Origin of the sequence: Anabaena sp. UHCC 0451 (genome assembly GCF_034931405.1) — a bacterium.
Taxonomy (GTDB): Bacteria; Cyanobacteriota; Cyanobacteriia; order Cyanobacteriales; family Nostocaceae; genus RDYJ01.
The window spans coordinates 27,012-46,118 of record NZ_JAYGHA010000014.1 but is presented as its reverse complement, the minus strand read 5'-3'; the positions used below and the strand labels follow the sequence as shown (position 1 = coordinate 46,118).

General features: G+C 39.8%; 17 protein-coding genes. 7 read left to right on the top strand and 10 right to left on the bottom strand.

Annotated features, from left to right (window positions below; genetic code table 11):
• Positions 1-28: 28 nt before the first annotated feature.
• The 6 genes from VB694_RS11455 to VB694_RS11430 form a co-directional block, all read right to left on the bottom strand.
• Complete coding sequence (locus VB694_RS11455) at positions 29-955, bottom strand: MBL fold metallo-hydrolase (protein WP_323360442.1); 927 nt, start codon at positions 953-955, stop codon at positions 29-31.
• A gap of 11 nt (positions 956-966) precedes the next feature.
• Positions 967-1,350, bottom strand: a complete 384-nt coding sequence (panD, locus tag VB694_RS11450; protein WP_323360441.1) for an aspartate 1-decarboxylase — start codon at positions 1,348-1,350, stop codon at positions 967-969.
• A gap of 178 nt (positions 1,351-1,528) precedes the next feature.
• Entirely contained in the window at positions 1,529-2,041 is a 513-nt protein-coding gene (locus VB694_RS11445) for an inorganic diphosphatase (protein ID WP_323360440.1), read from the bottom strand.
• Between the two features lie 201 nt (positions 2,042-2,242).
• Positions 2,243-2,431, bottom strand: coding sequence for a hypothetical protein (locus VB694_RS11440; protein ID WP_323360439.1), 189 nt, complete (start codon positions 2,429-2,431; stop codon positions 2,243-2,245).
• A 372-nt stretch (positions 2,432-2,803) separates the two neighbouring features.
• Complete coding sequence (locus VB694_RS11435; protein WP_323360438.1) at positions 2,804-3,772, bottom strand: DUF362 domain-containing protein; 969 nt, start codon at positions 3,770-3,772, stop codon at positions 2,804-2,806.
• A gap of 138 nt (positions 3,773-3,910) precedes the next feature.
• Positions 3,911-5,317: an aspartate ammonia-lyase gene (locus VB694_RS11430; protein WP_323360437.1), complete on the bottom strand. Its 1,407-nt coding sequence runs from the start codon at positions 5,315-5,317 to the stop codon at positions 3,911-3,913.
• A gap of 116 nt (positions 5,318-5,433) precedes the next feature.
• Between VB694_RS11430 and VB694_RS11425 the strand changes: the two genes are divergently transcribed.
• The 3 genes from VB694_RS11425 (at position 5,434) to VB694_RS11415 (ending at position 7,575) form a co-directional block, all read left to right on the top strand.
• A complete protein-coding gene (locus VB694_RS11425; RefSeq protein ID WP_323360436.1) occupies positions 5,434-6,000 on the top strand; it encodes a Uma2 family endonuclease in 567 nt (188 codons plus the stop codon).
• Positions 6,001-6,138: 138 nt separating this feature from the next.
• The gene (pgsA, locus tag VB694_RS11420) at positions 6,139-6,660 is read left to right on the top strand and encodes a CDP-diacylglycerol--glycerol-3-phosphate 3-phosphatidyltransferase (protein WP_323360435.1); all 522 of its coding nucleotides are present in this window, start codon (positions 6,139-6,141) and stop codon (positions 6,658-6,660) included.
• A gap of 60 nt (positions 6,661-6,720) precedes the next feature.
• Positions 6,721-7,575, top strand: a complete 855-nt coding sequence (locus tag VB694_RS11415) for a DUF928 domain-containing protein (RefSeq protein ID WP_323360434.1) — start codon at positions 6,721-6,723, stop codon at positions 7,573-7,575.
• 162 nt (positions 7,576-7,737) lie between these two features.
• Here VB694_RS11415 and miaA read toward each other — a convergent pair whose 3' ends face one another.
• Positions 7,738-8,628, bottom strand: coding sequence for a tRNA (adenosine(37)-N6)-dimethylallyltransferase MiaA (gene miaA / locus VB694_RS11410; RefSeq protein WP_323360433.1), 891 nt, complete (start codon positions 8,626-8,628; stop codon positions 7,738-7,740).
• A gap of 190 nt (positions 8,629-8,818) precedes the next feature.
• Between miaA and gyrB the strand changes: the two genes are divergently transcribed.
• Entirely contained in the window at positions 8,819-10,756 is a 1,938-nt protein-coding gene (gene gyrB, locus VB694_RS11405) for a DNA topoisomerase (ATP-hydrolyzing) subunit B (protein WP_323360432.1), read from the top strand.
• A 1,273-nt stretch (positions 10,757-12,029) separates the two neighbouring features.
• The gene (rpoD, locus tag VB694_RS11400; protein ID WP_323360431.1) at positions 12,030-13,202 is read left to right on the top strand and encodes an RNA polymerase sigma factor RpoD; all 1,173 of its coding nucleotides are present in this window, start codon (positions 12,030-12,032) and stop codon (positions 13,200-13,202) included.
• 108 nt (positions 13,203-13,310) lie between these two features.
• On the opposite strand, the gene VB694_RS11395 is transcribed toward rpoD, so the two are convergent.
• Positions 13,311-13,490, bottom strand: a complete 180-nt coding sequence (locus VB694_RS11395) for a chlorophyll a/b-binding protein (RefSeq protein WP_323360430.1) — start codon at positions 13,488-13,490, stop codon at positions 13,311-13,313.
• A gap of 178 nt (positions 13,491-13,668) precedes the next feature.
• A complete protein-coding gene (gyrA, locus tag VB694_RS11390; RefSeq protein WP_323360429.1) occupies positions 13,669-16,176 on the bottom strand; it encodes a DNA gyrase subunit A in 2,508 nt (835 codons plus the stop codon).
• Positions 16,177-16,513: 337 nt separating this feature from the next.
• Here gyrA and VB694_RS11385 point away from each other — a divergent pair, with 337 nt between their 5' ends.
• Positions 16,514-16,918 carry a response regulator gene (locus VB694_RS11385; protein ID WP_323360428.1) on the top strand — a complete coding sequence of 135 codons (405 nt, stop codon included), beginning with the start codon at positions 16,514-16,516 and terminating at the stop codon, positions 16,916-16,918.
• A 427-nt stretch (positions 16,919-17,345) separates the two neighbouring features.
• Here the strand turns inward: VB694_RS11385 and VB694_RS11380 are convergent, their stop codons facing one another.
• Positions 17,346-18,230, bottom strand: coding sequence for a tetratricopeptide repeat protein (locus VB694_RS11380; RefSeq protein WP_323360427.1), 885 nt, complete (start codon positions 18,228-18,230; stop codon positions 17,346-17,348).
• Positions 18,231-18,490: 260 nt separating this feature from the next.
• On the opposite strand from VB694_RS11380, the gene VB694_RS11375 reads away from it, so the two are divergent.
• A complete protein-coding gene (locus tag VB694_RS11375; protein WP_323360543.1) occupies positions 18,491-19,084 on the top strand; it encodes a TetR/AcrR family transcriptional regulator in 594 nt (197 codons plus the stop codon).
• The last annotated feature ends 23 nt before the right edge of the window (positions 19,085-19,107 follow it).

Sequence of the window (19,107 nt, the reverse complement as noted above, 5' to 3'; positions counted from 1 at the left end):
ACTCCTGACTCCTGACTCCTGTCACCTGTCACCTGTCACCTGTTCCCTGTTCCCTGTTCCCTACAGCTAACACCATACCTTCATAAGCTAGTAGCACATTGGGAAGAGCAGACTTAATTTCGTCTTGAATTGTGTCCAGAAAATCATCATCATCGTCTGGGTGATGGTGAGATATCACCAGTTTTTTGACATTAGCAAATTGAGCTAAATCTACTGGAGTTTTCCAGAGTAATTCCGCATATTCATGATTTTTATCAGTTGGTGGAGTATAGGTAGCATTAGTAACCAATAAATCAACATCCTGAATAATTGGTAAAATTTGGTTCTGCTCTTCTAAATCAAGACTCTTGTGTAAATCTGTCACGTAGGCAATGCTATAGTCTCCCCAACTTACCTTGTAGCCAACTGATCTCTGAGTTTTATTAATTAACGCCGTTGTAATTTTGACATCACCTAACTCTACTGCATTAGCAGGAGTCAAGTTATAAAACAGCAACTCTGACTGCATCACCTGTAAAGGGTAAGGGAAGTGAGGTTGGAGCATCTGGTCGCACAAGCATTGTTTGATTGATGCACCATTTGAGGCCGCTGTACCGTAAATATGAAAGCAATTATCGGTAACAAATGCTGGAGCAAAAAAGGGAAATCCTTGGATACGATTGGATTGACAGTTGGTAAAAAATAAATGGGCTTCTAGGGGGTTTTGTTGTTGTTGCCAAGATTTACCCAAGACACGTAAGCCAGTACCTCCATCAAAAATCAAGCGTTGCCCTGCTACATATATTTCTACACAAGCAGTATTACTACCATACCGACAGGTATGACTATTGGGGGTGGGTATCAAACCACGGACACCCCAAAATTTAATCCAAAACTCCCCAGCAAGGTGATTGAGCGGAGGAGTTAATTCATCATTGACGTAGCTTTGGGAATCAGAACGCTCAATATTTGACATATTCCTTGAGATTAGAGCTTACTGAGCAGATCATCGTAGTTTCTTACTTCCAACATCCGGTTTTTTTCGTCCACAATGACAACCGTAGGAGAGTAATGTTTTAACTCTTCTAGTGTAAACTGCCCGTAAGTCATTATAATCAAGCGATCGCCTATAATGCCTAGCCGTGCGGCCGCTCCATTTAATTCAATGATTCCTGAGTTAGCTGGAGCCGGAATTGCATAAGTAATAAAACGCTGACCATTAGCACTATTCACTACTTGTACTTGCTCATAAGGTAAAATACCAGCTTTATCTAAAAGGACTTGATCGATACTAATACTACCCACATAGTTAATATTTGCCCCTGTGAGGGTACAGTTATGAATTTTAGCTAAAAGGAGAGTCCGCTGCATTTCGTTTTAGGTTGTTCCGCAACAACCGGGAGTAGTGTGAGTCTGTTTAGTTGATGGGTATTTATGAAAATGGTAACATCTGTAACTGGTAATTGGGAAAAGGACAAGAGGCAAGATGTGAGTTACTTTTTCCAAGTCCCAAGTCCCAAGTCCCAAGTCCCAAGTACCCATCTATCTATTAATTTTTAGCAGCTTTGATGAATTTCTCTACTAAGGGTTGAACCATCTCTACATCCTGCCAACCGAGAATTTCTGTCACCTTTTTTTCCAAATTTTTATAAGAACGGAAAAATTCAGCAATTTCATCCAAACGGTGGTTAGGTATATCTTTCAATGATTTTACATGGGCATAGCGGGGATCTTTGTCAGGAACACAAAGAATTTTTTCATCGCGATCGCCACCATCAATCATTTCCAAATAACCAATCGGTCTGGCAGGAATGACGCAACCGGGAAAGGTTGGTTCATCCATCATAACCATACCATCCAGGGGATCTCCATCATCAGCTAAGGTGTTGGGTATAAAGCCATAGTCATAAGGGTATTTTACCGAAGAATAAAGTACCCGGTCTAGAGCAAAAGCGTTCAATTCCTTATCGAACTCATATTTATTTTTACTCCCGCCTGGAATTTCAATCAAAACGTTAATCACACCCGGTTTAGGTTGGGCAGGAATAAGAGATAAATCCACAACAACACTCCTTCGCTAACAGTTATTCTAGGTAGCACGCAGTTTGGCTCCCCGTGTAAGATTTTAGGACAATTTTGCCTCTGTTCCCAAAGTCTTTGTGCAGAAAACGCAGATCCCCGACTTCTTGGAGAAATCGGGGATCTTGTTATTCATAGTTGATTGATAATAGCTGTAGCACAATTAAACTGAAGCCAGCAACAGTTACTTCTGGCTTCTGGTTAAGTGGTAAGTTAGGGTTGGCTGATTATTTTGAACATCAGGTGAAGAATAGTGGGAGATGATAAATACTGGTAGGATCAGGGTCACGAGTGCGATCGCCGTTCCCACAATGTCTGCCAAACGTTGGGAATATGTGTCGGGAGGGTTGGCAGACTGGCTATTTGAATTCATAAAAAATTCTGGTTGTTCCTATCACTTGTAGTTCAAACTCTCGTTGAGAGCTTCATTTCTATTTTAGCTATTTTTCTCAGATAAAGCCTGTAGCTTTCACGAATCTTATCCTGTTTCAAAAGAAACATAGTCATGTGATTTTGTGATCATCGTCACATAATAATTAATTAATTTGTGCATTTACAGCAATTTGGGATTTTGGATTTATTGAAATTTATATAAAACTTAAATACAGTTCCAATTAGAGACATTCCAGAAAATTAGAGTCAGGAGTCAGTGAACAGTCAACAGTGAATGTAGAGACGTTCTATAGAAAGTCTCTACAAGGTTTTTAAACCACGCACATTTAATTACCAGCAGATGTCTAATGAATTACCTGCTATAAGCACTCATGGGTTCTTTGATAAAGCGGATATAGAGATGCCTAAAAGTAGACTTAATCACACGTGGCATAGCAAAATCAATGGGCATTAACTGATCAGGTAAACGCCAATCTTCTATTTGTAACAAATCAGGAGATAAATTAGGAAACTCAATTTCACTCAGTTCAGGACAAATACCCAATCTTTGAGAAGCAGCAATAGTGGGAACTTGTAAAGGATCAATTTTGAGAATTTCCAAAACTGCCCGATCTAAAGCAAACACATTACTTGATGCTGCTAAAACTCCCAAATCACGAGGTTCACCATTACTAGGTCCATTACCTTCATGACCAATAATACCATCTAAAATGGTTAAAGTTGGATTAATTGCCCTGGCGGTTTCTACTAACATTTCCCCAAAGCGGTTAGCATCTTTTCCCGCTTCTAGATGCCACCAAGCTTTCATTTTTCCAGGAACGCAACCAAAGAGATTTTTCACACCCAAAGTTACAGTTAATTGCATATGAGATTTAACTTTGGGCAAGTTAATAATTACATCTGCTTCCATTGCTTCTTTTGATAAAAGCAAATGATTAAAATTATCGTTCACGGTTTGGTAACGTTTACCGTGAAATTCCACAATAGGAATATTCAACTCTTCTAAAATTGGTAATAACCCATTTGCTTCCGCTACACCTTTAGCACTACCAAAAGCGGGACTATCTCCTAAAAATGGTTTACCACCAACTTCCATCACCATTTGGGCAACAGCGCGGACTAATTCTGGGCGTGTGGTACATTCTTTTGTAGGACGAGAACCTGTGAGTAAATTAGGTTTGAGTAAAACGCGGTTTCCTGGTTTCACAAAAGCGGCTATTCCCCCTAAAGGTTCTAACAGCGTTGTCAAGGATTCTCTTAAAGCCTCTTGTTCGTAGGATTTAGCCCGAATTAAACTAACGGATGGTTTTAGTGTCTGCATAATTAATAATTGCGTTATTATCTCACAATATAAACGATTTTTAGAGAATGATGGTATTGTCAGAATCAGGATTTACAGGATTTAAGGATGTAAAGGATGTTTAGTTTCAGGGTTTAGCAATGCTAAACCCCTACAACTTTATAGAGGAACAATTGCGCTCATTTGTTCCAAATCTAAAACATTAGCTAATTCTGCTTCTGTCATTAAACCTTTTTCAAGAACTATCTGACGCAGAGATTTTCCTGTTTCTAAAGATTCTTTAGCCACAGCCGCAGCGTTAAGATAACCAATGTGGGGATTTAAGGCAGTCACTAATGCTAAACTACCTTCAGCATAAGTTACACATCTTTCTTTGTTGGCGGTAATTCCTTGAATACAATTGTTAGTTAATGCAGAAATTGTATTCCCTAAAATTTCGATGCTGTGAATTAAATTGTAGGCAATTAAAGGCATCATTACATTTAATTCTAATTGTCCTGCTTGTGCTGCTAGTGCGATCGCATTATCATAACCCATCACCTGAAAACATACCATTGATGTCATCTCTGCCATTACCGGGTTATATTTCCCTGGCATAATTGAAGACCCTGGTTGCACTGGAGGGAGTTGAATTTCCTTAAACCCGGTTTTGGGTCCTGAGTCCATTAACCGCAGGTCATGGGAGATTTTAACTAGGTCTTGGGCTAAATTTCGCACGCACCCGGAAACATTCACAAATGCACCCATACTTTGCATCGCGGCCATTAAATGGGGTGCTGGTTCTAAAGGCATTTCTAACAACTGGGAAAGCACTTCTACTACTCGTTGACGATATTGGGGATGGGTATTCATTCCCGTACCGGCTGCACTTCCACCTAAACCAAGTACCATCAAATCACCGGAAGCAATGTATAATCGGTTTTGATGTTCTGTGAGAATTTGCGCCCAAGCCCGAAAATTTTCACCTAAACGCACAGGTACAGCATCCTGTAAGTGAGTTCTTCCCGATTTGACGATGTCTTGAAATTCTACCGCTTTAGCTTCCAGTGTGGAAATTGCAGCTTCTAAAGCTGGGTGTAAGGTTTGGGAAAGTGCTAATAAACCACCGATGCGGATAGCGGTAGGGATGACATCGTTGGTAGACTGTCCGTAGTTTACATGATCGTTAGGACTAACCCGCTTGTAATTGCCTTTTTCGTCTCCCAGAATTTCCAAAGCACGGTTAGCGAGAACTTCGTTAATATTCATGTGGTGGGAAGTTCCCGCACCTGCTTGGTAAACATCAACAACGAATTGATCACGGAGTTTACCGGCTAAAATTTCATCAGTAGCTTGGATGATGGCTTTGCTGATATCTGCGGGAATACAATCTAATTCTCCGTTGACAATTGCAGTAGCTTTTTTAATATACAAACCAGCATCTACGTAAGTGGATAAAGGCTTTAAACCGCTAATAGGGAAGTTTTCGATAGCGCGTTGGGTTTGAATGCCGTAATAAACATTACTAGCAATTTGGCGATCGCCCATCGAGTCCCGTTCAATGCGAAAATCTGTATTGTTAGTCATCGTCTGTGTGGATAATCTCAAAATACAGATCATCCCATGCAAGTACACCAAAAGCCTAATTTAGCAATCTTTTTTAGGATAAACTTGAGGCTAAATACAAAGGAGGTAAAAATATTATGGTAGCAACACCAACCCGTCAATTAAGTTTAGAAGAATTTTTACAACTACCAGAAACTAAACCCGCAAGTGAATATAGCAACGGAGAAATAATTCAAAAACCCATGCCACAAGGTAAACATAGCAGATTACAAGCTAAATCAGTTAACGCGATCAATAATCTAGTGGAAGATGCAAAAATTGCTTTAGCTTTTCCAGAATTACGCTGTACTTTTGGTGGACGTTCTATAGTTCCAGATGTGGCTGTATTTGCGTGGAATAGAATTCCCGTAGATGAAAAAGGTAATATTGCTAATGTTTTTAATACCTATCCAGATTGGACAATTGAAATCCTTTCTCCTGAACAAAGTGCAACTAAACCTATAAAAAATATTTTACATTGTTTAAATCATGGTACTAGCTTAGGTTGGTTAATTGATCCTGAAGAATGTAATATTATAGTTTATCCCCAAAATCAACAACCAATTTATTTAGAAAATGAAACAGATATATTACCAGTTCACGAAATAGTGAAAGAATTACATTTAACATTAGGACAATTATTCAAATGCTTAAAATTAAACTAGATATAAAATAAAAGATCCACGATTTCTGTTTTATCCTGATAAAAAAATGATAAATTAATCATAGAATTCGGGTATCTAAAAATTCTCTGCGTCCTCTGCGTCTCTGCGGTTCGTTTAAAAAAAGCAAACTTAAAAATTATGAACTTACCAAATACAATAACCTTTTCTCGATTATTAGGAATACCATTTTTACTTTATGGTTTATATATTCCCACACCCCAAGCACAATGGATATGTTTAACTATATTTTTAATTGCAGCGTTAACTGATTGGTTAGATGGTTATTTAGCGAGGAAACTGAATCAAATTACTGATTTAGGGAAATTTCTTGATCCATTAGTAGATAAATTATTGGTACTTGCACCGTTATTAGTGTTAGTTGAATTAGGTAAAATACCAGCATGGGGAGTATTTGTAATTTTAGCACGAGAATTAGCGATCGCAGGTTGGCGTGTCAATCAAACCACTATCACTGGTGCGAATATTTGGGGAAAACTAAAAACAGTTAGTCAAATAATTGCGATCGCTCTACTCATAGCACCTTTACCACCAGCTTGGCAACTTCCGGCTTTAATTTCCTTTTGGATTTCCGTAATGTTAACGATAATTTCTGGAGTTATCTATATAATACCGCCAAAAAGCAGTATGATTACTGAATAAAGCAAGCTAAGTCAAAACCAGTACATATTAATTAACAGACTTTTGCTTTTTAAAATACTTATGATGACAAAAAACACTTGCATTTTCTTCAAAAATCCAGTTGTTAGAGTATTAACTGCTATTTTCATTATTGCCAGCGTACCAACGCAGAGTGGAGCGCAATTAACCCCAGGATACCAAGTTAGCATTAAATTTCCACCAGTAGCCGACCGGGGAGCGCCAGAACGAACTTCACCAGGAGGGAGAAGAGGGGGTTGTGATTTAAAAGAAGCAACACCATCACATATCAATTCCAGGATAGAGCTAACCGCCATAGCACCAATCAATAACATTATTACAACCGTAGTACCTAACCCGGCAGTTTATGTGCATATTGCTACTATCATCGATCAGCAAGTTAATTTTCGTGTATTAGAAAAAGGCACAAAAATAGAGGTTTATAACACCAATTTTCAATTACCTCATACTGCGGGTATAGTAAAAGTCAAACTTCCAGAAACAGTAAAGTTACAAGCAAATAAAATCTATAATTGGGAGTTTTTAGTAATATGTGATCCTGAAGATTCATCGGACGATAAATTAGTAAAAGGTTTGCTTGAGCGTAAATCTTTGACTTTTGAACAACTCGATAAAATAGAGCAAATCAAAGAAAACCCCATAGAACAAGCTAAATTGTATGCAGAATATGGCGTTTGGCATGAAACTTTAGAAATTCTTGATTTGTTGCGGAAAAATTCTCAATTTAAGGCAGAGTGGAATGAACTTTTATCATCAGTGAAATTACAAAGCTTGGCTAATTATCCTGTGATTAATTGTTGTCAAGTTGCTAATTCTCGCGCTGCACCTGCAACAATAAACAACATTAAAAAACCTCAACCTGATTCTTTACCAAACACGGGCTGGGGAGGAAATTGATGATTTTACAGGATGTTTGAAAACGTAAGAATTCAGGTGAGAGGATAATATCCTCGACTTCTTTTGTTTATGGTTTTCATAAATGATAAATTGATCTAGTGAAGTCGGGGATATGTACAAAAGATATTCATTATTGAAAATGAACATCCTGTAAATTCTGATTCAGATAAATTGATTAATTCTTGTCCAAACTTTTTCTAACAAATCAGGATTATTCATATCAAAATATTCCATATTACGAGATTGTCTAAACCAAGTGCGTTGACGTTTGGCAAATTGTCTTGTATGCAAAGCAATTAATTCTGTAGCTTCATCTAAAGAAATTTCACCAGCTAAATATTGCTTAATTTCTTGATATCCCAAAGTATTTAATAAAGGTAACTCAGCACCATATTTTTGAGATAAATATTCAACTTCAGCAACTAAACCATCTGCAATCATTTGTTCAGTTCTTCTCCGAATTCTCATATCTAAATGTTCCGGTTCAGAATCTAAGCAAATTTGCAAAATCGGATAATTCGGAGGGTTTTCTCCTTGCTGTTCAGAAATTGGCAATCCAGTGACATAATATACTTCTAATGCTCTTAAAGTCCGCACTAAATCATGAGCGTGGATTTTTTGGGCAGCAATGGGATCAACTTGTTGCAACATCGGGTAAAGTTGATGTTGACCTAAAGATTCTAATTGCGATCGCAATTGTGGTTGTGGTGATACTCTCGGAATCTTCATACCTTGAACAATTGAACGAATATACAAACCAGTACCACCAACTAACAACAGTGGAGAAACACCAAGACTAGCAATTAAAGCTTGTGCTTGTTCCTGATAATCTGCTAATGTCATTATTTTAGTTGGATCACAAATATTAATTAAATAATGTGGTACTAATTTTTGTTCTGCCAAAGTCGGTTTAGCCGTGCCAATGTCAAACTCACGGTATACTTGACGAGAATCGGCACTCAAAATTACCGCATCCAACCGTCTAGCTAAACTCAAAGCCAAACCAGACTTTCCTGTTGCTGTAGCCCCACAAATTACAATTAATTTAGTCATTAGTCATTAGTCAGCATAAACACTCTTCCCAGTCCCCAATCCCCAATCCCCAGTACATTCCATCCCCTGTATAAACTTCCCATAAAATCACGCTACAGACGGCAACAAGGCTTTTGTGTTATAATTTTGGGGTGATTTTACTTTTTTGGCCTAAAGGCCAAGTTCAACCCCAAGCATCAGGAGAATTTTCATGACGAGCAGTTACAGTGCCGATCAGATTCAAGTTCTGGAAGGTCTGGAAGCCGTCCGCAAACGACCAGGGATGTACATCGGTACTACAGGTCCGCGAGGACTCCATCATTTAGTTTACGAGGTAGTGGACAACTCTGTTGATGAAGCTTTAGCAGGTCATTGTACCCATGTTGAAGTAGATATCAATGCTGATGGTTCTGTCACAGTCACAGATGATGGTCGGGGTATTCCCGTAGACATTCACCCCAAAACTGGTAAATCAGCTTTAGAGACTGTGTTAACTGTTCTCCACGCTGGTGGTAAGTTTGGTGGTGGTGGCTACAAAGTTTCTGGGGGTTTACACGGGGTGGGGATTTCGGTTGTTAACGCCCTGTCTGAGTTTGTAGAAGTTACGGTTTGGCGAGATAAAAAGGTACATAAGCAGAGATATGAACGGAGTTTCCCCGTTACAGAATTGGTAGCAACACCTTCCGAAGAAGATAGAACTGGTACATCTATTACCTTTAAGCCAGATACACAAATTTTTACCACCAGCATAGAATTCGATTACATTACTTTATCAGGTCGTTTGCGCGAGTTAGCGTATCTGAATGCAGGTGTCAGAATTATTTTTACGGATCATCGTTTAGAAATCCTCAAAAGTGATGAACCTAAGATAGAAACTTACGAATACAAGGGTGGTATTAAAGAGTATATCGCCTACATGAATCGTGAAAAGCAGCCTCTTCATGAAGAAATTATCTATGTCCAGGGGGAACGTAACAACGTCCAGGTAGAAGTTTCCTTGCAGTGGTGTACTGATGCTTACACAGATAATGTCCTGGGCTTTGCTAATAATATTCGGACTATTGATGGTGGTACTCACTTAGAAGGGTTAAAGGCAGTTTTAACCAGAACATTAAATGCGATCGCTCGCAAACGGAATAAAATTAAAGAAGGTGAATCTAACCTCAGTGGTGAACACGTCCGAGAAGGTTTAACCGCTGTAATTTCCGTTAAAGTTCCCGATCCTGAATTTGAAGGACAAACCAAAACTAAACTTGGTAATACTGAAGTTCGCGGTATTGTTGATTCTTTTGTCGGGGAAGTTCTCACCGAGTATCTAGAATTTCACCCAGCTATCGCTGATTCGATTTTAGATAAAGCTATTCAAGCCTTTAAAGCTGCTGAAGCTGCTCGTCATGCGCGGGAGTTAGTCAGACGCAAATCAGTCCTTGAATCCTCTCCTTTACCCGGTAAATTAGCAGATTGCAGTTCTCGTGACCCGGCTGAATCTGAAATATACATCGTGGAAGGCGATTCAGCGGGTGGAAGTGCCAAACAAGGACGCGATCGCCGTACCCAAGCAATTCTCCCTCTTCGTGGTAAAATTCTCAACATTGAAAAAACCGACGATGCTAAAATCTACAAGAATAACGAAATTCAATCATTAATCACTGCACTGGGTTTAGGCGTAAAAGGTGAAGAATTTAACCCCTCACAATTACGATATCATCATGTAGTCTTAATGACTGATGCTGACGTAGATGGCGCACACATCCGCACTCTATTGTTAACTTTTTTCTATCGCTATCAACGGGCGCTGATTGAACAAGGTTTCATCTATATTGCTTGTCCTCCACTTTACAAAGTAGAACGGGGAAAAAATTACCAGTATTGTTATAGCGATCGGGAATTACAACAGCATCTAGGTACTCTTCCCAGCAACGCTAACTATACCATCCAACGTTTCAAAGGTTTGGGAGAAATGATGCCAGAACAACTCTGGACAACGACAATGAACCCCCAAACCCGTACCCTCAAACAAGTAGAAATTGAAGACGCAGCAGAAGCTGATCGGATATTTACCATTTTAATGGGCGATCGCGTCGCACCCAGACGAGAATTCATTGAAACCTATGGTTCTAAACTTAACCTCACCGATCTAGATATCTAACCTGCTATCTGAAAAATATCGCTAGAGGACTCCCGTTATCTGAAAACGGTGAGGAACTTTACTTTTTCTTGATGAAAAAACTAGGTTCTCAGCCTCTCCTCGTCGACGGGGAGAGGTTTGGAGAGGTAACAAATGTAGTATTTTATTAGTAAAGACGTAAAAATACTTAATTCTGAACAGGGCTGCAAAGCCACAAATTATCTAAATACCAATTTATTCCTCTGATAAACAGACAACTACTACCCAAATATTTGCCAATATCGTCATATACCGCTATGGTAAAAAAATATTGAATTGATTTTTAGTGTATATCCGATGTAATTTTTTCATAACTAAGTAAATTGTTTAGCATATCCAATGACAAATTATTTCTCGACTGATTAAAATATCCTTGTATACAATAGGAACAGTTTGTCAAGTTGCATAGGGTTGAAATCTCCACAGTGCGCTAATGTGTTAATAGGGACGAAAGGAAGGAAATCTAAAATCATTCCGTTAATCGGCTCATTCTGCCACAACCTTAACTCCTTAGTTCAGGTAATGGGCATAGCATATACAAGGCTCTGTGCCTGGAAACAAGCACCACCAAGGTTGCACTATTACCCTATCTAAGAAAGCGGTTAGCCCAGTTTTACTCTCCCAAATAAGTAATTTATGAAGGAATGGTAAACATGGGTACATCAATACTGCTAACTTTAATGAACAGCCAATGTGCTGTTGCCAGAAAACTATTGTTGTACTTAAAGTCTAGAACCTACCGGGAGCAAGTGTGCCTACCTTTTAATTTAATGAGAATGCCACTGCCAAACCAAAAAGTTTTCGACAAAATTTAATGGTGCGACTACCGTTTTTAATGTCTTTTTGATAAAAGTGGCTGCATCTTGTTTAACGAGTTCGTGATTAACACACAAAAAGAGTGCAATTTCTGTGAAACAGGCTACAATCAGAACAGTCTTGACAGGTAAATCTGCCAGCAGTCATATCCATTATGTCTGACGTGGTTAATTTCTTGATTAAGGTGCATCTGGTTTTAAGCCAGTTAATCAGAAGTTGTGTACAACGGCAACAGTAGTGAATTTTACTTTGTTAAAGCAAGTCACATAAAAGTGATCATTGCCACTAAAGTAAAAAACCCACCTCCATTTGGAGGCAATCATACCGGAAAGCTCATAGGCCACCCAAAAGCCTATTTTCGGTAAAAATTAAGCTCGATCAAAAGAGCAGTAACCACATCTTGAGTAATTGATTCTGCAAGGAGCATGAGGAACGCGGCATGAACCAGGCTAACAACGTACTCGATAATATTTATCGGCCTGACCTAGAAATGATAAATCCGCCTGAGATCGAAGAAGAACTCTTATTAATCGAGGACGAAGAGGACTTACTAATTGCAGATGACGGCGAAATTGATGATTTTTTAGAGCCTCAGACTGATGAGGACGACGCAAAGTCTGGAAAAGCCGCTAAATCGCGTCGTCGGACACAAAGCAAGAAAAAGCACTATACCGAAGATTCGATTCGGCTTTACCTGCAAGAGATCGGTCGTATCCGTTTGTTGCGTGCAGATGAAGAAATTGAACTGGCGCGGAAAATTGCTGATTTACTGGAATTAGAAAGAGTAAGAGATCATCTGTACGAGCAGTTAGAACGCGAACCCCAATTTAAGGAATGGGCAGAAGCGGTACAATTGCCATTACCAACCTTCCGTTATCGCCTCCACGTCGGTCGTAGGGCGAAAGATAAGATGGTGCAATCGAACCTACGTCTTGTGGTTTCTATTGCCAAAAAATACATGAATCGTGGCTTGTCCTTTCAAGACCTGATTCAAGAAGGTAGTCTCGGTTTGATTCGCGCAGCTGAAAAATTCGACCACGAAAAAGGTTATAAATTTTCTACCTACGCTACATGGTGGATTCGTCAAGCAATTACAAGAGCGATCGCTGATCAATCTCGTACTATCCGTCTACCGGTTCACCTCTACGAAACCATATCACGGATTAAGAAAACTACCAAGCTATTATCTCAAGAAATGGGTCGCAAACCCACCGAAGAAGAAATTGCGACTCGCATGGAAATGACTATCGAGAAACTGCGGTTTATCGCTAAATCTGCCCAGTTGCCAATTTCTTTAGAAACACCCATTGGTAAAGAAGAAGATTCCCGTTTAGGCGACTTTATTGAATCTGATGGAGAAACACCAGAAGACCAAGTTTCCAAAAATCTACTCCGAGAGGATCTAGAAAAAGTTCTCGACAGTCTTAGCCCCCGCGAAAGAGATGTTTTGAGACTACGCTACGGTTTAGATGACGGACGGATGAAAACCCTTGAAGAAATCGGTCAGATTTTCAACGTTACCCGCGAACGAATTCGCCAAATTGAGGCCAAAGCACTCCGTAAATTACGTCACCCCAATCGTAACAGTGTCCTCAAGGAGTATATTCGGTAGTTAATTCGTGGTCAATTGTGATCAAAACAAATAGCTAGAAAAACCTGGTAGTTAATCAAAACCACCAGGTTTTTTAATTTACAGATAATTAATTTGGCATCTCAAAATTTAGAGAATACCCCAGAAGTGCAAGAAACCTTGACCTGAAAATAATTCAATTAAGGCAGCTGATAAAAAGCCAATCATTGCCAAGCGACCATTCCAAATTTCTGCTTGGGGGGTGAATCCCCAACGCCAACCGTTGAGGTCTTCAGGTAGAGAAGTAATAGTTTTTGTTGCGTTAGTCATGGTTCGCACTCCAAGCTGATTTTACTAAGTTTTGTTGCCTTATGTAAATTAATATAACAAATATTTTCAATAACGCAACATTGATTAATGTTTTTGTAGCGATTTGTGAAAATAAAATATTTTCACAAATCTCAAAAATCAACCAAAGGGAAGATTGTAATCACTCTTGGTTTATGCTCTACACTTTCACCTCAACAACGGTGATAATTTTCTCATCACGGTTGACCTGTAAAATATTGTCACCTTTAGCATCTCTATCTAAAATCGGAACTGTATCTACGGGTATTTTGATTACTCGATCCTTATTAGTAACTAGCGCCACTTCCCTTCCTGGGTTTACCCTTACCATTCCCGCTAGATAATCAGTTTTATTATGGAATTTCAGCAGTTGTATGCCTAAATCACCACGATTAGCTGCTCTTAAATTACTTGCAGGTATTTGCTTGGCGTATCCTTCCTGAGTAACCAGCAGTAATTGATCATCTTTACTAACAGTGACACAGCCAACCATTTGCTGATTTTTAACAAGGCGGAATGCTTGTAAACCCATTGCTGCCCGACCCATAAGAGGCAGTTGTTCCTCATTCACTGCAAATCGTAACAAGCGACCACCTGAACTAGCTAAAATCAAATGCTGACCGCTGGTAGTAAACTCAGTAAAAGACAACTCATCATCATCTTTAAGTTTTAAAATCGTGATCCCGCGCCGACTGAGGTTAGCAAATTCCTCCATCGCTATACGCTTAATGCGTCCTTGTTTGGTAAGAAGCACCATTTGAGTAGTTTCAGGAGATGCTGGCAGCACAAATCGGCTCACAATACCTTCCACGTTGGCTTGAGCCGTACTGGTGAGCATAGTAATTAATGGTGTTCCCCGTGGAGAACGTCCAGTTGTCGCCGGAATTTCACCCACTTTCACAGGGTAAACTTTGCCCCCCGTGTTAAGGATCAATAAATCCTGCTCCGTATTAGTTAACTCAGTTTGCAGAATAAAATCGTTCTCGTGTAAACCATTTTCTGTTTTCGGCTTCTTCCCTGTGGTTGAAAGACGACGCACATAACCGCGCTGAGTAAATTCTAAAATAGCTTCTTCTGGAGGCTGTTCAGATTGGAGATTTTGGATTTTGGATTTTGGATTTTCTTCTGTTGGTGTTTTTCCCTTTTCTGGCTGAATGAGAGTTTCGCTGATAGCGGAAATTTTGGTACGTCGAGAATCACTATATTTACGTTTGAGAGTTCGTAAGTCTTTTTTTAACGACTTCAGTAATTCCCGTCTATCTTCCAGTAATCTCCGCAATGAGGTAATTTGCTCATTGAGGTTGTCAAATTCTTGCTGCAAATTCTGCTGCTCTAAACTGGTGAGACGACGTAATGGCATCGCCAAAATTGCATCTGCTTGCACCTCACTCAAATCTAGTTGGCTACAAAGGGTTATTTTGGCTGTACTACCATCGGGAGCTTGGCGTAAAATGGCAATGACTTCATCCAATTGAGATAAAGCCTTTAATAAACCAGAAACAAGATTGACTCGGTTTTCAGCTTTACCTAATTCGTAACTGTAGCGACGGTTGAGAGTATGTTCTCGGAAATTGAGAAATTCCAGCAATATTTGCCGTAGGCTTAACTGGCGGGGTTGTCCATCCACCAAGGCCAAAAGAATCGCCCCAAAGGTACTTTGCAGGGCTGTTTGATGATACAAGTGCTGGAGAACATCCTGGGGGTTGGTATCGCGTTTGAGTTCAATGACTACTCGCATTCCTTCCCGATCGCTCTCATCCCGCAAATCAGAAATACCGTGTAAACGGCCTTGATTGACCAAATCCGCGACTTTTTCAATCCAACCTGCCTTATTCACTTGATAAGGCAACTCTGTAATGATAATTGCTGTGCGTCGCTTACTGCCCCTAGTTGCTGGAATCTCTTCTAGGCTGGCTACACCCCGCAGCACAATCCCACCTTTACCGCTGGTGTATGCTTCCCTAATCCCTGAATTACCAACAATTTCTCCACCTGTGGGAAAGTCAGGTCCGGGGATGAGCGCAAATAACTTTTCATCTGTCAAATCCGGGTTGTCAATTAAAGCGATTAAGCCATCGACTACTTCCCCTAAGTTATGGGGTGGAATATTTGTAGCCATTCCCACCGCAATACCCGCACAACCATTAAGTAAGAGAAATGGTAACTGAGCAGGTAATACGGTTGGTTCTTGCTGGGAATTATCGAAGTTACCGATAAATTCCACGGTTTCATCGCCAATTTCTGCCAGCATTCCCTCGTGACTCACTGATGCCAGGCGTGTCTCTGTGTAACGCATCGCTGCTGGTGGGTCATTATCGACGCTGCCAAAGTTACCATGTCCTGCTAGTAAGGGGTAACGGCTGGAAAATTCCTGTACTAACCTCACCAAAGCATCGTATACAGATTGATCTCCGTGAGGATGATACTTACCTAATACATCACCAACTACACGAGCGCATTTTCGATAAGGTCTATCTGGCGTTAAACCGAGTTCGTGCATGGCATACAAAATCCGCCGATGTACGGGCTTTAAGCCATCACGCACGTCCGGTAACGCCCGCCCGACTATCACACTCATGGCATATTCTAAGTAAGACCGTTGCATCTCGGTGTGCAGGGCTGTTGGGATCACCTGTCCCGTGCTGAGAAGGTTTAACTGTTGTGCCATGAGTTTTTTCCCTGAATTCTAACTATACAAAATTCTCTGAAACTTACCACTGTATCAACCACAGCATCACGAATAAAATAGGATTCCTCATACAATCTTGATCCTCAGAGCATAAAAAACAGTAATATTATCCTTGATGTTGGGGATACACATTGATTATTCAAAAGGTGGCAGATATTATTTGCTGCATAACGTAATCTATACCAAATCGGGAGATATTCTACTGTTTAAAATTGATGAAACACTCTAAATATCAATAGTTCTCAATCCCAAATCCCAAATCCCAAATCCAATCTGGGGTTGCTATCCTCCCTTACCCACACTAATTCAAATTCTCATGAAAACTGTTTTAATTGTCGAAGATGATTTAATTAATGCTCGTGTTTTTTCCAAGATTTTAACCAAGCGGGGTGGCTTGGGGGTAAAACACACTGAAGATGTGGAAGAGGTAATGAAAATTGCCCAAGCAGGAGAAGCTGATTTGATTTTAATGGATGTTTCTCTCTCACGTAGTATTTATCAAGGTAAATCTGTTGATGGTATCAAAATTACACAAATGTTAAAATCTGACCCGCAAACAGCAAAGTTACCTGTAATTTTAGTGACTGCACACGCTATGGAAGGCGATCGCGAGAACTTTCTCAAACAAAGCGGTGCTGATGGCTACATCTCAAAACCAGTTGTTGACCACCAACTATTTGTTGATCAGATCATCGCGCTTCTACTCAAAAATGAGTCTTGAGAACTGCTAAGTGATGTTAGCAACATTCACCCATAAATTATTTTGAACTTTTAGGGCTATTTCTCTGCCTATTGAGAATATATGTACTATAGATGGGTAAGATTAGGCAAGTATGAATGGGGAATTGGTAATGGTAAAATTAATTACCCATTACCAATCAGCATGAAAGCATGAATGGCTAACATTAAGTAGGTGGACAGAGAAAAACCGAAGTATGTAACAAAAAGTAAAGTTGCCCAAAACCTCTTGTCTGTTCCCTGTTCCCTGTTCCCTGTTCCCTTGTCATAACGACAATTTTCAACGCCAACCTACTTACCGTCAGAGATAGAGGCTGAATTTTCATCATCCTCAAATCAATCCTCTTAATCTTAGATCGGAGAATCTTGATCCCAATTACCAATAGTAGATAGAAGCCGCTGAAACCTCTTTACTGTAAAGGTTGTGGGTCGGGGATGATTACTCCTTCCGGCGCATCTAAGGCTGATTGCATCCGAGGTAATTCTAAGAACTTTTTAGTATCTAGCAGCAGACGTTTACCCCAGAGGTTTTGTTTGAGAAAATCTAAATCAGCATAGCGTTGATCTATACGAATTGCTGCTTCGCCCATAGCTAAACCTTGTTGGTTGTCACCACTGTTATATATTGCTACCGCTAATGCCAATAAAGGTTCTGCTGCCTGCTTGTCAATGGCAACGGCCTCCTGCCATTGCTTAATTGCTCCTTGAACATCACCTTGCTCATATTTGATTAAGCCAATGTTGTTAATTGCTGGCCAGAATTTTTGATCTCGATCAACTGCTTGATTAAATTGAGCGATCGCATCTGGTAAACGACCTAGCATATAATAAGCATTTCCTAAATCAAACAACCCTTCAGGGTCATTGGGTTTTAACTTCAAACCAGCTTGGTAATGGGCTGCTGAAGCTTGATAATTTTCCCGCTGGAAATTAGCTGAACCCAAAGCAAACAAAATGTCAGGATTTTTGGGATTGAGAGTTTGCGCCTTTGTTAAGGCTGCGATCGCTGGATCAAAGTCTTTAGTTTGCAAATACAATCCACCTAACAGCAGCCACACTTTATCATTTTTAGGAGCCAGTTGAGTCGCCAGTTTCGCTCTTGGCAAAGCCAAATCAATTTGCTGAAACTGCGCTAATTGAGCAGCCTCTTGGGCTAAACTCAACCCTTGCTTCTCCAATTTATCTGTATCAATCTGTACTGTATGAGGTATGAGTGCCTGGGCGTGAACAGATGAGGGCATATTCCACAAACCACAGGCAACTAGAAGAGAAATCAAATGAAGGTGTTTTGGCACACTAACGCCTCTTAGCCACAAATCAAAGAATCTTTCAGATAGCTTAGACGATCTCCGCTCTAGACAACAGGTAAAATTTACAGTATTTATTGCTTGCTGCATTAATTACTGGAGATAATCTAAGTTTAGGATAGTCTAATTGTTGAATAATTTGTGTGATTAGTTACGTAAATACAACTGGAGACAGGTGGTAAGCGGAAAAACCCTATTGACATCAACAGCAACATTGGTTAAATTAATAAGTGACTACACACTTATTTATGGCACGCACACCAAAAATCACTAATGAGCAAATTTTAGATGCGGCCCGTGAAATCTTTCTCGAACAAGGATTTGGGGCTTCAACCTTAGAAATTGCCCAAAAAGCAGGGATTTCGGAAGCGTCGATTTTCAAGCGCTTCTCAACCAAAGAAAAACTATTTTTTGCGTCAATGGGAATTCCTGAAAGACCTCCTTGGGTGCAAGAACTTGATTCTTTATCTGGGAAAGGAAATCTCAAACAAAACCTGATTCATTTGTGTCTGCAAACTTTAGAATTCCATCGTCAAGTGATGCCACGATTGATGATGTTGAAAGCGTGTGGTAATCTGCTTCCAGAAACGGCAAGTATGATTAAATCGAAACCTATCCGCGAGGTTAAAGTATTCACTAACTTCCTAGCCCAAGAAATAGAACAAGGACGGTTGCGTTCTTGCGATCCCCATACTCTTGCTATGATATTGCTAGGATCACTCATGAACTATGTTTTCTTAGAACAGATGCACCCCGCAGAAGTTATCAAAAAAGAAGAAGCCATATTTGTCCAGAATCTTGTGGATATTGTTTGGCAAGGAATTGCACCGATTGCAGATTAATTGCACAACAACTTCACTAAAAC

What these genes read in the sequence shown, in the direction of transcription:
- VB694_RS11455 (WP_323360442.1), bottom strand. Translation starts at nt 955, where the DNA reads ATGTCAAATATTGAGCGTTCTGATTCCCAAAGCTACGTCAATGATGAA.
- panD (WP_323360441.1), bottom strand. Translation starts at nt 1,350, where the DNA reads ATGCAGCGGACTCTCCTTTTAGCTAAAATTCATAACTGTACCCTCACA.
- VB694_RS11440 (WP_323360439.1), bottom strand. Translation starts at nt 2,431, where the DNA reads ATGAATTCAAATAGCCAGTCTGCCAACCCTCCCGACACATATTCCCAA.
- VB694_RS11435 (WP_323360438.1), bottom strand. Translation starts at nt 3,772, where the DNA reads ATGCAGACACTAAAACCATCCGTTAGTTTAATTCGGGCTAAATCCTAC.
- VB694_RS11430 (WP_323360437.1), bottom strand. Translation starts at nt 5,317, where the DNA reads ATGACTAACAATACAGATTTTCGCATTGAACGGGACTCGATGGGCGAT.
- VB694_RS11425 (WP_323360436.1), top strand. Translation starts at nt 5,434, where the DNA reads ATGGTAGCAACACCAACCCGTCAATTAAGTTTAGAAGAATTTTTACAA.
- pgsA (WP_323360435.1), top strand. Translation starts at nt 6,139, where the DNA reads ATGAACTTACCAAATACAATAACCTTTTCTCGATTATTAGGAATACCA.
- VB694_RS11415 (WP_323360434.1), top strand. Translation starts at nt 6,721, where the DNA reads ATGATGACAAAAAACACTTGCATTTTCTTCAAAAATCCAGTTGTTAGA.
- miaA (WP_323360433.1), bottom strand. Translation starts at nt 8,628, where the DNA reads ATGACTAAATTAATTGTAATTTGTGGGGCTACAGCAACAGGAAAGTCT.
- gyrB (WP_323360432.1), top strand. Translation starts at nt 8,819, where the DNA reads ATGACGAGCAGTTACAGTGCCGATCAGATTCAAGTTCTGGAAGGTCTG.
- rpoD (WP_323360431.1), top strand. Translation starts at nt 12,030, where the DNA reads ATGAACCAGGCTAACAACGTACTCGATAATATTTATCGGCCTGACCTA.
- VB694_RS11395 (WP_323360430.1), bottom strand. Translation starts at nt 13,490, where the DNA reads ATGACTAACGCAACAAAAACTATTACTTCTCTACCTGAAGACCTCAAC.
- gyrA (WP_323360429.1), bottom strand. Translation starts at nt 16,176, where the DNA reads ATGGCACAACAGTTAAACCTTCTCAGCACGGGACAGGTGATCCCAACA.
- VB694_RS11385 (WP_323360428.1), top strand. Translation starts at nt 16,514, where the DNA reads ATGAAAACTGTTTTAATTGTCGAAGATGATTTAATTAATGCTCGTGTT.
- VB694_RS11375 (WP_323360543.1), top strand. Translation starts at nt 18,491, where the DNA reads ATGGCACGCACACCAAAAATCACTAATGAGCAAATTTTAGATGCGGCC.